Here is a 13,140-nt window from a genome sequence, read left to right on the forward strand (position 1 = left end):
CTTAAAAAGAAAATAAATGAAAAAAATATTTAAGAGTTTATTTATCAATTTGATTTTTTTGTTAAATGTCCAGGCACAAAATGTTGGTGAAATCAATTTTGAACGGACAGAATATTGGGGGAAAATCGTTCAGCGTCTGCCATATTTAAGTAAAGAAGAAAAAGACCGTTCTATTTTAACCAGAGGTCGGGATGAAGGTTACAAATCAAAGTACATACTTGCTTTTGATTCTACTCAGAGTTTCTATACTTATGAAGAAGAAAGTGCAGCTGAATCTAAATACGGATACTCCTGGCGTAAGGGTGATTACATGATTTATACTGATTTTGCTAATAAACGTAAGGTAAGGCTGATAGAGGAATTGGGTAAGACATATTTAATTGATGAAATATATCAGAGACCAAAATGGAAAATTCTGAATGAGATTAAAGATGTGGCAGGTTATATATGCATGAAAGCTGAGACTACTGATAGTATTAAAAATTATAAAATTATTGCCTGGTTTACTGATGCTTTGCCTCTTAGTACCGGACCGGAAGAATTTGAAGGGTTGCCGGGAACAATTTTAGAACTTATAAAAAACGATGGAGACGTAGTGATCTCAGCAACCTCCGTTAATTTTTCTCCAAAATCAACCCCACTTAAAATTCCCAGAATGAAAGGCAAAAAAATTACTTCTGCGAAATTCAATGAATTGATACAAAAACACATTAAAGAAAGTATTGAGGCACAGAGAAATCCATATTGGTCTATTAGGTATTGAATTTTCTTTGAACTATTTGTCAAATTAATTCAGTTTTTCTGAAGCTGAATATTCAAAAAGTAATTTTATTTATTAAATGTGCATCCACCCATGTGGACAATCATATACCTTTGCACCTTATTTTAAAATCTATACGAATTCTATGATCAGTGCGGTAAATATTACATTGTCTTTTGGCGGCCGGATGCTTTTTGATGAAGTGAACATTAGTTTTACGAAAGGTAACTGCTATGGAATCATAGGTGCAAATGGCACAGGAAAAAGTACTTTTTTGAAAATTTTGAGTGGTGACATTATTCCTAATAAAGGTGGGGTAGAACTCAGTCCGGGAGAACGTATAGGCATTTTAAGACAAGATCATTCTGCCTATAATGATGACACTGTATTAAATACAGTAATGAAAGGACACAATACGCTTTACGATTTAATTCATAAAAGAGAGGCTTTATATTCCAAAAGTGATTTTTCTGAAGAAGATGGTCTATTGGCAGCTAAATACGAAGAGGATTTTGGGGAAATGGGCGGTTATACCGCAGACAGTGAAGCCGCCTCATTATTAAGCTCCCTTGGGGTTATGGAAGACTATCATTATCAGTTGATGTCTGACATTCCGGGAACACTTAAAGTAAAAATTTTATTAGCACAGGCTTTATTTGGAAATCCTGATATACTTCTATTGGATGAACCTACCAATGATCTCGACATTGAAACCGTTGAATGGCTTGAGGAATTTTTGAGTAAATATGAAAATACAGTAATAGTAGTGAGTCATGATAGGCATTTTCTGGATGCTGTTTGTACCCATGTGGCAGATGTAGATCGTCAAAAAATAAAAATTTACACAGGAAACTATACCTTCTGGTATGAAACGAGTCAATTGGTGGCAAGGCAATTAAGAGATGAGAATAAGAAAAATGAAGACCGCAAAAAAGAATTATTGGATTTTATCGCTCGTTTTTCTGCCAATGCATCAAAGAGCAAACAGGCAACCAGTCGTAAAAAAGCTTTGGAAAAACTGGTAATTGAAGACATCACACCATCCTCCAGAAAATACCCTGGAATTATCTTTAAACCAGAGAGACCTGTTGGAGATCAAATTCTGAATGTTGAGAATCTTTCAGCTCGCACAGAAGACAGATCCTTGTTTAAAAATCTTAATTTCAGAATCAATAAAGGAGATAAAATTGGTTTTTTATGTAAAGACCAAATGGCAATTCACTATTTATTTGATATTCTGAATGATAAAGCTAAACCTGAAGAAGGAAAAATAGAATTTGGCTCAACAATCACAAAAGCCTACCTGCCAATAGAACACAACAGTTATTTTCAAGAACAACTTAGTTTGATGGATTGGCTAAGAAATTTTGTTCCGGCCAGTGTCAAAGATGTGGATGAAGTTTTTTTAAGAGGTTATTTGGGTAGAATGCTGTTCAGTGGAGATGAAGTTAATAAAAGTGTAAAGGTGCTTAGTGGCGGTGAAAAAGTTCGTTGTCTTCTTTCAATGATGATGCTCCAGGGACCTAATCTTATAATTTTAGATGAACCTACTAATCATTTGGATTTAGAAAGTATTCAAGCCTTTAATGAAAATGTAATGGAATTTCAGGGAGTCGTGTTGATCAGTTCACATGATCACACCTTTATGGAATCTGTCTGCAATAGAGTAATCGAAATATTACCGGATGGTTGTATTGATAAAATTATTGATTTCGATGTTTACTACCATGACGAAACGATCAAAGAAATGCGTCGTAAAGCATGGCAATCATACCAGATTAATTAATAATTCTTTTCCAACAAATGAGTTTGGCTAGAATAAGTAGCAGAAATATTTTCTTTAGTAAATACCTCTGAAGTGTCTCCAAAAGCTATTAGTTTTTGATTTATCATGATGACCCGGTCAAAATAATTTTGGACTGAATCCAGGTCATGATGTACTACTAAAATAGTTTTTCCACAAGCAGCCAGTTCCTTAAGAATTTTAATCATTCTCTGCTCAGTCCTTACATCTACCCCTACAAAGGGTTCATCCATCAGAAAAATATCTGCTTCTTGGCACAATGCTCTTGCTAAAAATACTCTTTGTTGTTGGCCTCCTGATAACTCCCCAATTTGTCTGTTTGCATAATTGGTCATATTCAATTGCGCCAGTGCCGCCTCGGCTTTTGCCTTGTCTTCTTTATTTATCCATTGATACCATTCCTTGTGTGGATATCTTCCCATCAAAACAATATCCATAACTGTTGCTGGAAATTGCCAATCCACTTCATCTTTTTGTGGTACATATGCAATACGAGTGATATTTTCTGCGACGGGTCGGCCAAATAGTCTTATTTCGCCTGCATTGGCTTTAATTTGATTAAGAATGCATTTGAATAAAGTTGATTTTCCGGCTCCGTTTGGACCAATGAGTCCATAAATATGGTGGGCCTCAATATGTAAATAAATATTTGACAAGACCCTTTTTTGATCATAAGCCACTGAAACTCCTTTGAGCTCTACAGGATATTTTATTTGATCTAAACTTGTATTTGTTGCCATTTTCAATTTTTATTTATGAAATAAATCAATCCAAATGCGAAAACATAAAACAGTGTTATCCAGAGGAAGATCAAACTGCCAGTGCTCTTCTTCTTTGTTTGCGAATCTTCGACGGATTTAGAAAGTGCCTCACTGATTACGGTCGCATTGTGTTTCAACATTTTTATATAAGTAGACGCTGGACTTGATGGATCTCCAAGTGAATCAGCATATAATTTTCCTCCTATCTCAATTTTGTTTTCTGCTCTTAATTGTTGCATCATTTTAGGATTGATAGTGCTTTCTACAAAAATAGCCGAAACCCCTTGGTCCTTTATAATCTTATGAATGTGCACTAATGTGGCGGATTGAACATCTGCTTCAGTAGAAGTTCCCTGCAGTGGTTCTAATTGTATTCCATACTTTTTTCCGAAATAGTGAAAAGCATCATGAGAAGTTATCAATACTCTCCTTTCTTTAGGAATTGCATTAATTTTTTCTTGTACAAATCTGTGAAGCTCCTCCAATTCTTTCTTGTATACTCCAAAATTATACGCAAATTCGTCTGCGTATAAAGGAACCAATTCGGATAAAGCTTTGGCAATGTTTGAGGCATAAATTATTCCATTCTCTACATCCATCCAGGCATGAGGATCAGTAGCATTGTGAAAATCCTTACTTTCAATAGCTTGAATTCCTTCAGTGATGAGAACCACCTTTGCTTTAGTTCCGGAATTTTGAATCAATTTTCCTAACCAACCTTCAAAAGTCAATCCATTTATTAAAATTAAATCCGCGTTTCCCACTTTAACCAAATCAGCTGGGGTGGGTTCATATAAATGAGGGTCCGAACCAATGGGTACGATTAAGTCAAGATCTATTCTTTCCGAACCAATCACAGCACACATATCAGCCCACATAGAAGCAGTGGCAATCACTTTGGGCTTTCCAAAAACACAAGTACTAATCAAAAAGCATACTGTAATATTTTGAATAGTTTTCATCTTATATAGTTTTAACAAGTATTTCTTTACTTACATTATAGCTCAATGTTATAGTATTTAAGGCCTCATTCTGAAGGATCATGGATTTGTCAAAATGTGTGTAATCCAATATTGCTAACTCCTTTCCAGGATAGATAAATATCTCTTCCAGGTATTTTAGAAAATTAGCTTCTGAAGTTTTCACCCCTAATATTTGAACCCTTGTACCCTTTACCTTTATATTGCTTAATGGCGTCTGGTGTCTGAATGTAAAACTGCCATTTTGATTTGGGATAGGATCTCCATGCGGATCAAATTTAGGATAGTCAAGAAATTCATCAAGCTTTTGGACCAAAGCACTGGATTTAATATGCTCAAGTTGCTCCGCAACATCATGAATCTCATCCCATTTGAAACCAAGTTTTTCAAATAAAAATACCTCCCAAAGACGATGCTTTCGTACCAGGTCCAGCGCAAGCTTTTGACCCTCCTTACTTAAATTGACGCCATAATATTTTTCATAACTGATCAATTGCTTTTCAGCCAGCCTCTTTATCATATCGGTAACCGAAGCCGAGGTTGTTCCTAATTCCTCCGCAATAGCCTTAGTGGAAATGTTTTGATCTCCATTTCTTTCGGCTATTTTGTATATTGCCTTCAGATAATTTTCTTCCGTAAAGCTTAACATGTTTCAAAATTTTAGACAAATCTAAATTAATTTTTAATACAATCAAAATATGAACCCAGACTTTCTTATTCTCAGTCGTATCATTCGCGAAAGAAGAGCTGTTTTTCCTCAATTCTATAAGCCGGGAAAAATATCTAAAGCGTTGTTATTAAACATTTTAGAGAATGGAATTTGGGCTCCAACTCATAAAAAAACACAGCCCTGGAGGTTTATCATTATTCAAGATGAAAAACTAGTGGATCTTTCTAAGTTTTTGGCAGAACATTATAAAAGTATCACTCCTGAAGAATCATTTTCAGAACAAAAAATGATAAAAGCTTCTGAAAAGCCTCTTCAATCAGCATGCGTTATTGCTTTGTGCCTGCATAGAAGTTCAGAAGAGCTCATACCGGCCTGGGAGGAAACTGCCGCCCTTTCATGTGCCACACAGAATATCTGGCTTTCTGCAAGTGCTTTGGGAATTGGGGCCTATTGGAGCACACCTTCGGCTATTTACAAAATGAATGATTTTTTAAAGTTACAGAAAAATGAAGAGTGTCTCGGACTCTTTTATATGGGTTGGAAGAAAGAAATTGTGTTGCCGGCCGAAAGATGGGATTTAGACAAAGTCGTTAGAGAGTTATGAAAAACCCCCATCTTTTTAGAAGACAGGGGCTTTTGTTATTATTATTTTCAATCAGGATCTCCCTAACCACCAACCTGCTATTGCTCCAGCTATGGCACTGTTAATAGTATAAACCACTATGTCTAAAATTGCCCCATTCAACTGCATAATGTTAGAGGTAGCATAACCCACCATGTCAAAACCTAAAGAAATTAAAAAACCCATTGTGGCACCTGCTTTAATTCCACCAGCGGCAGAACTTATTCCAGCCCAGTTTCCAAAGACATAAGCAAGTGTAAACCCCATGCCTAAACTACCCAATATCAAAGCCCAATAAACCATGTCAGAGTCTGCTCTCATTACGCCTGTTGCTGAACCTTGCATGCTGGCAAAAGTGCTTTCCAAAAGTGTTGCATACATAATCCAGCCTAAAAAGAAATAGGCCACCCCGGCTAATATTCCGGCTACAATTGTTTTTGTGTTCATAAAATTTGGTTTAAATAGTTTAAAAAATTTGTTTGATAAGTAAATCTATAACATTTCATAATTAAAGCCAAGCATTTTGCTATTTTTCAATACTTTTGTGACGACACCCACCCTCATTAGTTTGGGAATATTTTACTAATACAAATTTTGAAAATGCTTTTTAAGTCATATTCTGCTGCCGTGCATGGGGTAGATGCAAAAACAATTACCGTTGAAGTCAATGCGGGTGGTACCGTAGCGGCAGGCAAAATCAATTACTTTATGGTCGGACTTCCAGACAATGCTGTTAAGGAAGGTTATCAACGCATTGAAGCAGCGATAAAAAATATAGGATTTTCATTTCCCAGACTAAAATTAGTAGTAAATCTTGCTCCTGCTGACCTAAGGAAAGAAGGCTCCTCCTATGACTTGCCAATCGCCCTTGCCATACTTGCCGCAACTAAACAAATTGATGGTACCAAACTTAATGATTACATGATTTTGGGTGAATTGTCCTTGGATGGCGGGTTAAGGCCAATTAGGGGTGCACTGCCGATTGCCATTCAGGCACGAAAAGAAAAATACAAAGGAATAATTGTTCCCTATGAAAATGCTCGCGAGGCGGCCATTGTAAATCAGGTAGACATAATCGGTGTTAACAGTTTGGTGGAGGCTGTCGAGTTTATAACAGGTACAAAAGATATCCTGCCGACAGAATTTGATACGCGTGAAGAATTTGCCTATCAGCAAACAAAATTTGCCCGAGATTTTGCAGATGTGAAAGGTCAAAATAACATTAAAAGGGCTTTGGAAATTGCAGCTGCGGGTGGACACAATGTGATTTTGATCGGACCTCCAGGTGCCGGTAAAACTATGTTGGCTCAAAGATTACCTACCATTCTTCCCCCACTGTCACTTCATGAGGCGCTGGAAACTACCAAAATACACTCTGTCGCCGGCATCCTCCCCGGACACTCAGGACTAGTGAGTACCAGGCCGTTTAGGTCACCCCACCATACTGTTAGTGATGTCGCACTGGTAGGTGGTGGAAGTCATCCTTCTCCAGGAGAAATTTCATTAGCCCACAATGGCGTTCTTTTTCTTGATGAACTTCCAGAATTTAAAAGAACTGTGCTTGAAGTCCTCAGACAACCAATGGAGGAAAGAAAAGTGACTATTTCCCGGGCCAAAATAAGTTTGGATTACCCAGCCAGTTTTATGTTGATTGCTTCCATGAACCCTTGTCCCTGTGGATTTTACAACCACCCTGAAAAGGAGTGCGTTTGTGGTCCCGGAATGGTAAAAAAGTATCTGGCTAGAATTAGTGGCCCATTATTGGATCGTATTGATTTGCACGTAGAGGTAACGCCGGTTTCTTCTGACGAATTGATGGATGGAGGAAAACCTTCTGAAAATTCAGAAGAAATTCGACTTAAAGTAATTCATGCGAGAGAAAGACAGGCCGAACGATATAAAGACTTTAAAGATATTCACTCAAATGCACAGCTCACTTCAAGCATGGTGAGTGAATTATGTCCCATAAGTCCGGCTGGCTCTACTCTACTTAAAACGGCCATGCAAAAATTGCAACTTTCCGCAAGAGCTTATGACAGAATATTAAAAGTTTCTCGTACCATAGCTGATCTGGCAAACAGTGAGGATATCAAAATTGAACATTTGGCAGAAGCCATCCATTTTCGAAGTCTTGACAAGGAAGGTTGGGCAGGATAATAGGAAGACCACTCCTCTGAAGTGGTCTTCATAAATTTAAGCTTTATAAATAAACCTTCTAGGAGAGAAACTCCAGTTCCCCAATGAGAGCAGCAACAATACCCATCCAATCAAATCCACCTTCTGCTCCCCCTGAATTTATAAGTTGATTCAAAATAAAAGGAAAAATATTTCCTCCGGCTACTCCGGCAATTAAATTGCGAACCATACCAAGTCCAATTTTTATAAGCATATTTCCAAGCCACCCCCACCGGATGCTACAACCTGGGTGTTAATCAAATAGGGTAAAATTGCATCCATGTTATGTAAGCATTGATAATTAAAGAATATTTATCATAGATAGGGTAGCAATACTTATGTTTTTGTGGGATTATAATAGAAAAATTAAATTTTATTCTGAATCATATTTTGCGCTCATGATTTCTAAAAAAGCACCGCCCTTGATTCATGAAAGAAATCTTTCAAATTAAACTATTGAAAATGAAACTTTTATAATAATCAAAACAAATGATTTTACGGTTTACCCAACCATACTTAAGTTCGATAAGATAATGGAAAAGTAAAATTATCGCTAACTTCACCCTTTGTCATTAAGACAATTTACGGTATGTCAAAAAACTTAAGTCATCTTTCTCGTAGAAAAGGACTGGACAAAAATCTGTTCGAATACATAGGCAGGGTTGCGGAAGAAAATGGTCAACTTACTAAAGAAGAAATAAGCTCTATTGCCGAAGAATTTCTCATGGGGACTGCCAATATTTATGGCACCACCAGCTTTTATGATTTTACACGCACAGAAAATGCAGGAAAGAAAATCTATGTATGCAATGGCTCCGCATGTCTTACTGCCGGAACCCAACATAATTTAAAATCGACTCTAGAAAAAAGCTTCAGTAAAGATGAAATTGGAGAAATGTGTTGCCTTGGACGATGTCATGAAAACAATGCATTTCATTTTCAAGGTCACAATTATTCGGGACCATCAATAGATAAATTAGATTCCATATTAAATGAGGCAAAATCCTACTCGGACAATTATTTTGTTAAGAATATTGGTCATCAAATTTTAACCGGGGCCCAACTTTCATTAGATGAAATTTCAAATCGATTAAAAGGTTTTCTTTCTCAAAAACCTGAAGCCCTTCTTGAAAAAATAAAGATTTCCGGTATCAGAGGAAGGGGAGGTGCCGGCTTTCCAATGGCTATAAAATTAGAAGGATGTGCAAAAGCTCCAGGTACCCAAAAATTTATCGTTTGCAATGCGGATGAAGGAGATCCTGGCTCCTATTCTGACCGATATTTACTCGAACATCAGCCTTATCTGGTCTTGATCGGATTATGGATCTCAGCTTATATAACCGGCGCTAATAAGGCCGTAGTTTACATACGGGCTGAATATCCGGAATCTGTCAAAATCATGGATCAGGCAGTACAGGATTTTATAAACCATGGATTCGTTGGCAACTCTATTTTAGGAAGTAATTTTAATTTGGATTTTAAAATTATCAAAGCACAAGGAGCATATATCTGTGGAGAAGAAACTGCCCTGCTTTCCTCGATTGAAGGTCAAAGACCTGAAGTAAGAGTAAGACCACCCTTTCCGGTGCATGAAGGGCTATTTAGAAAACCAACCGTTGTAAATAATGTAGAAACTGTTGCCAATCTCTTATTTATTTGCAGTGAAGGTGGAGAAGCTTATGCCGCTATTGGTACACCTAAATCTACAGGAACAAAACTTGTATCTCTGGATAGTGCTTTTTTTACACCTGGAATTTTTGAGGCTGACATGGGAACACCTTTAGACTTGGTTTTTAAACAACTCGGATCAGGTTTTAAAAGGGCCGTAAAAGCAGTGCACATTGGAGGGCCTTTGGGAGGATTGGTTCCAGTATCCAAAATTCCTGACCTTACGTTAGATTTTGAATCTTTTGCGCAGAATGGTTTTATGATGGGTCATGCTTCAGTAGTAAGCGTTCCCGAAGAATATCCAATGATTGAGTATTTGGAACATCTTTTTTCTTTCACTGCACATGAAAGTTGTGGAAAATGTTTTCCATGTCGTTTAGGATCAACAAGAGGTAAGGAATTGTTGCAAAAAGCCCAAAATGACCATAACTTTAAAATTGATCTCAAATTAATGGATGACCTGTTAGATACTATGAAACGCGGGTCACTTTGTGCTTTAGGTGGTGGAATACCTCTTCCGTTTTTGAATGCAATGAAATACTTCAAAGATGAATTAAGTCCTTATTTCAAATAATTTGGGACACTTTCCATTTATCCAATTAGCCTCCAAAATTATTCCTTCAGTATTTATCAGAAATTAATTTACTTCCACTTCAGATATTAAATCTTTCGTCAGATTCAGCATGATGGTATTGTATTATTCTCTATATGAAAATTCATTTTATAGATCCCAACTTGGTTTTGCACTCTATCTGAATTAATTGTTTACTTAGAATTTTTGAAGCCTGTGCAGTATTTAACTTAATTGTTCGTCGAACAATCAGAGATTGATGTATTTTTAACTCCAAATAAGATAGCTTATGAAAATTGCAAGCTTATTAACTGAATTTCAAAGCATTGAAATAAAGACTAAAACTGCTGAAATAAATGGCAAACCATATTCTATAGCTGATGGAGAGACTGTGCTTTCTTTTATCCGACGGCACCTTGGTAAGAATTATGTACCAACCCTTTGCGATGCTCCTAATCTGGAAGCTTTTGGTTCCTGTAGGGTTTGTAGTGTGGAGGTGGGACGTCCTGGAAATGGGGGACTAAGAACAGTTGCCTCCTGCCATACTCCGGTTGAAGAAAACATGATCATTATTACTGAATCTGAATCCATACAAAAGCTTCGAAAAAATATCATTGAATTGGTTCTGACAGACCACCCTTTGGACTGCTTGACTTGTGAAGTGAATGGAAATTGTGAACTGCAGGACACGGCTGCCAGAGTAGGCATACGTAAAGTAAGATACCCCGAAGGCAAGAATCACTTGGATCGCCAAAAAGACTTAAGCCATCCCTACATGACTTCTGATCTTTCAAAATGTATAATGTGTTACAGATGCGTCAGGGCTTGCGACGAAGTACAGGGTCAACTTGTCCTGAGCGTTATGGGCCGTGGTTTTGACAGTCAGATTATAAAAGGTAAAAATGAAAGTTTCTTTGATTCAGATTGTGTGAGCTGTGGTGCCTGTGCACAAGCCTGCCCTACTTCCGCTATTTCAGATGTTTTTCAATCCAAGGCTCTTGTAGGACAGGATAAAATAAGGACCATTTGTACTTATTGCGGAGTGGGTTGTAACCTGGAAGTCAGTGTTAAAAATGGGGAAATCTTGAGTATTCAAGCTCCATATAATGCCGAAGTAAACAGCGGTCACACTTGCCTCAAGGGTCGATATGCCTTTAAGTTTTATAAACATCCGGAACGACTCCAATTCCCAATGATTCGCAAAAATGGGATACTGGAAAGAGTTAGCTGGGAGGAAGCCTACGATTTTATTGCCAAGAAATTAAATGAAGTTAAAAGTAAATATGGACCAGATGCAATCGGGGGCATCTCTTCTGCCAGGTGTACCAATGAAGAAAACTATCTGATGCAGAAATTCATCAGAGCGGTTATTGGAACAAACAACATCGATGGTTGCGCCAGAGTGTGCCACTCTCCTACGGCGCTTGGAATGCAAAGGACTTTCGGAACCGGCGCTGCCACTAACTCAATTGAAGATTTGAAATATACCAATGCCATTATGGTTATTGGTGCCAATCCGACAGACGGACACCCTGTTACAGGTTCCAAATTGAGACAACATGCCCTAAAAGGAAAAACAACCATCGTCATAGATCCACGTAGAACAGAGATTGCCAGATTGGCCACTCATCACCTTCAGTTAAGGCCAGGGACTAATGTTGCGGTACTGAATATGATGCTTTATTACATTATCAAGGAAGGTTTAGTTGCTAAAGATTTTATTGATACCAGAACTGAAGGCTTTGAAGATTTCAAAGAAAACATCCTCAACTTAAATTTGGATGAATTAGAGACTGTATCAGGGGTGCCAAGAGAACAAGCTCGTGAAGCAGCCATCGCTTACGCGTCAGCAGGTAATGCTATGTCCTTCCATGGTCTTGGAGTAACTGAACATTATCAGGGAACCTACACGGTTATGTTAATCGCTGATCTTGCCATGATAACAGGAAACATTGGAAGAAGAGGAGTAGGTGTTAACCCTCTGAGAGGTCAGAACAATGTCCAGGGTATGGCAGATATGGGCGTGCAACCTTATCAGGGAGCTGGCTATCTTGATCTCACCCAACCAGAAATAAGAGAGAAATATTCCAAATTTTATGGGGCCGAAATGCCTCAGGAAATTGGGTTAAAAATTCCTGAAATGTACAATGCAGCAATTGCCGGGGATTTTAAAGCCCTTTGGGTCATGGGTGAAGACATGGCGCAATCAGATCCGAATACCCACAAAGTAATAAAAGCACTTGAATCTTTGGAACTATTAGTTGTTCAGGAACTTTTTATGACTGAAACTGCTAAATATGCTCATGTGGTATTGCCAGGAGCATCTTTCTTAGAAAAAGAAGGAACTTTCACTAATGGGGAACGAAGAATCCAAAGAGTTAATCAAGTGGTAAAGCCAATTGGTGAAGCAAAAGTTGATGGCCAAATAGTTGTCGACATCATGAACCGGATGGGCTATTCACAACCAGATTACTCAGCTAAAAATTTACTAGAAGAAATTTGCCAGATCGTTCCATTCTTTGCTGGTGTAAAGTGGGATGAATTGGGAGTCAATGGAAAACAATGGCCTGTACTCCCGGATGGCTCGGATACAAAAATTCTTCACAAAGATGAATTCAAACGAGGTAAAGGAAAATTCGTTTTCAAAGGTTATGTTGAAAGTCCGGAAATATTAAACCATGCTGATGAATTTCCATTTATACTTACTACCAACCGCGTATTGGAACATTACAACGCCGGAACAATGACTCGCAGAACTGGAAATGCAAATATTATTACAGAAGACATTTTGATGGTTAATCCCAATGATGCGAAAAGGTTAAATATACTGGAGGAAGACATGGTTTATTTGGAATCAGCCAGAGGAAATGTAACTATAAAGGCGCACATCACAGATGAAGTCAAACCTGGTATTTTAAGTACAACATTCCACTTTCCAGAACTTATGCTCAATGTCGTGACATCTGATGTGAGCGATGAAATAGCCATGTGCCCGGAATATAAAGTTGTTTCTTGCAGAATAAAAAAATTATAACCGATTTACAAAAGTATACTATATAGGTTTTCCTGAATAATGTCTGATTTATTGAACCAATAAATGATCAGGTCCTCTTTCAGAAAGTTGTATCG

Annotated in this window: 11 protein-coding genes; 6 read left to right on the forward strand and 5 right to left on the reverse strand. The window is 37.6% G+C overall.

Annotated elements, in window-relative coordinates; translation table 11 throughout:
* Positions 1 to 16 precede the first annotated feature (16 nt).
* Together IPJ53_01205 and IPJ53_01210 are read left to right on the forward strand one after the other, a co-directional pair.
* Complete coding sequence (locus tag IPJ53_01205) at positions 17 to 763, forward strand: GLPGLI family protein (protein ID MBK7797707.1); 747 nt, start codon at positions 17 to 19, stop codon at positions 761 to 763.
* 142 nt (positions 764 to 905) lie between these two features.
* Positions 906 to 2,546 (forward strand): ATP-binding cassette domain-containing protein, encoded by a 1,641-nt coding sequence (locus tag IPJ53_01210; GenBank protein ID MBK7797708.1) that lies wholly within the window; start codon positions 906 to 908, stop codon positions 2,544 to 2,546.
* Here the strand turns inward: IPJ53_01210 and IPJ53_01215 are convergent.
* Genes IPJ53_01215 through IPJ53_01225 form a run of 3 tightly spaced genes read right to left on the reverse strand, consistent with a single transcriptional unit; the run spans position 2,543 to position 4,954 of the window.
* A complete protein-coding gene (locus IPJ53_01215; GenBank protein ID MBK7797709.1) occupies positions 2,543 to 3,304 on the reverse strand; it encodes a metal ABC transporter ATP-binding protein in 762 nt (253 codons plus the stop codon). The genes IPJ53_01210 and IPJ53_01215 overlap by 4 nt on opposite strands.
* Positions 3,305 to 3,306: 2 nt before the next feature.
* A complete protein-coding gene (locus IPJ53_01220) occupies positions 3,307 to 4,287 on the reverse strand; it encodes a zinc ABC transporter substrate-binding protein (GenBank protein MBK7797710.1) in 981 nt (326 codons plus the stop codon).
* Position 4,288: 1 nt separating this feature from the next.
* Positions 4,289 to 4,954 (reverse strand): metal-dependent transcriptional regulator, encoded by a 666-nt coding sequence (locus IPJ53_01225; protein ID MBK7797711.1) that lies wholly within the window; start codon positions 4,952 to 4,954, stop codon positions 4,289 to 4,291.
* A gap of 49 nt (positions 4,955 to 5,003) precedes the next feature.
* Between IPJ53_01225 and IPJ53_01230 the strand changes: the two genes are divergently transcribed.
* Positions 5,004 to 5,579, forward strand: a complete 576-nt coding sequence (locus IPJ53_01230; protein MBK7797712.1) for a nitroreductase — start codon at positions 5,004 to 5,006, stop codon at positions 5,577 to 5,579.
* Positions 5,580 to 5,630: 51 nt separating this feature from the next.
* On the opposite strand, the gene IPJ53_01235 is transcribed toward IPJ53_01230, so the two are convergent.
* Positions 5,631 to 6,044, reverse strand: coding sequence for a hypothetical protein (locus IPJ53_01235; GenBank protein MBK7797713.1), 414 nt, complete (start codon positions 6,042 to 6,044; stop codon positions 5,631 to 5,633).
* Between the two features lie 153 nt (positions 6,045 to 6,197).
* Between IPJ53_01235 and IPJ53_01240 the strand changes: the two genes are divergently transcribed.
* On the forward strand, positions 6,198 to 7,754 hold the full coding sequence (locus tag IPJ53_01240; GenBank protein MBK7797714.1) for a YifB family Mg chelatase-like AAA ATPase: 1,557 nt from the start codon (positions 6,198 to 6,200) through the stop codon (positions 7,752 to 7,754).
* A 58-nt stretch (positions 7,755 to 7,812) separates the two neighbouring features.
* Here the strand turns inward: IPJ53_01240 and IPJ53_01245 are convergent, their stop codons facing one another.
* Positions 7,813 to 7,962, reverse strand: a complete 150-nt coding sequence (locus IPJ53_01245) for a hypothetical protein (GenBank protein ID MBK7797715.1) — start codon at positions 7,960 to 7,962, stop codon at positions 7,813 to 7,815.
* A 399-nt stretch (positions 7,963 to 8,361) separates the two neighbouring features.
* Between IPJ53_01245 and IPJ53_01250 the strand changes: the two genes are divergently transcribed.
* Both IPJ53_01250 and fdhF read left to right on the forward strand, forming a co-directional pair.
* Positions 8,362 to 10,014 carry an NAD(P)H-dependent oxidoreductase subunit E gene (locus IPJ53_01250; GenBank protein MBK7797716.1) on the forward strand — a complete coding sequence of 551 codons (1,653 nt, stop codon included), beginning with the start codon at positions 8,362 to 8,364 and terminating at the stop codon, positions 10,012 to 10,014.
* A 286-nt stretch (positions 10,015 to 10,300) separates the two neighbouring features.
* Complete coding sequence (gene fdhF / locus IPJ53_01255; GenBank protein ID MBK7797717.1) at positions 10,301 to 13,045, forward strand: formate dehydrogenase subunit alpha; 2,745 nt, start codon at positions 10,301 to 10,303, stop codon at positions 13,043 to 13,045.
* Positions 13,046 to 13,140 lie beyond the last annotated feature (95 nt).

The sequence above is a fragment of the Candidatus Vicinibacter affinis genome, assembly GCA_016714365.1.
Classification (GTDB): domain Bacteria; phylum Bacteroidota; class Bacteroidia; order Chitinophagales; family Saprospiraceae; genus Vicinibacter; species Vicinibacter affinis.

Excerpts from the sequence above, each read along its gene's own strand:
- fdhF (MBK7797717.1), top strand. The coding sequence starts at position 10,301 with ATGAAAATTGCAAGCTTATTAACTGAATTTCAAAGCATTGAAATAAAG.
- IPJ53_01225 (MBK7797711.1), bottom strand. The coding sequence starts at position 4,954 with ATGTTAAGCTTTACGGAAGAAAATTATCTGAAGGCAATATACAAAATA.
- IPJ53_01235 (MBK7797713.1), bottom strand. The coding sequence starts at position 6,044 with ATGAACACAAAAACAATTGTAGCCGGAATATTAGCCGGGGTGGCCTAT.
- IPJ53_01230 (MBK7797712.1), top strand. The coding sequence starts at position 5,004 with ATGAACCCAGACTTTCTTATTCTCAGTCGTATCATTCGCGAAAGAAGA.
- IPJ53_01245 (MBK7797715.1), bottom strand. The coding sequence starts at position 7,962 with ATGGTTCGCAATTTAATTGCCGGAGTAGCCGGAGGAAATATTTTTCCT.
- IPJ53_01240 (MBK7797714.1), top strand. The coding sequence starts at position 6,198 with ATGCTTTTTAAGTCATATTCTGCTGCCGTGCATGGGGTAGATGCAAAA.
- IPJ53_01215 (MBK7797709.1), bottom strand. The coding sequence starts at position 3,304 with ATGGCAACAAATACAAGTTTAGATCAAATAAAATATCCTGTAGAGCTC.
- IPJ53_01210 (MBK7797708.1), top strand. The coding sequence starts at position 906 with ATGATCAGTGCGGTAAATATTACATTGTCTTTTGGCGGCCGGATGCTT.
- IPJ53_01205 (MBK7797707.1), top strand. The coding sequence starts at position 17 with ATGAAAAAAATATTTAAGAGTTTATTTATCAATTTGATTTTTTTGTTA.
- IPJ53_01250 (MBK7797716.1), top strand. The coding sequence starts at position 8,362 with ATGTCAAAAAACTTAAGTCATCTTTCTCGTAGAAAAGGACTGGACAAA.
- IPJ53_01220 (MBK7797710.1), bottom strand. The coding sequence starts at position 4,287 with ATGAAAACTATTCAAAATATTACAGTATGCTTTTTGATTAGTACTTGT.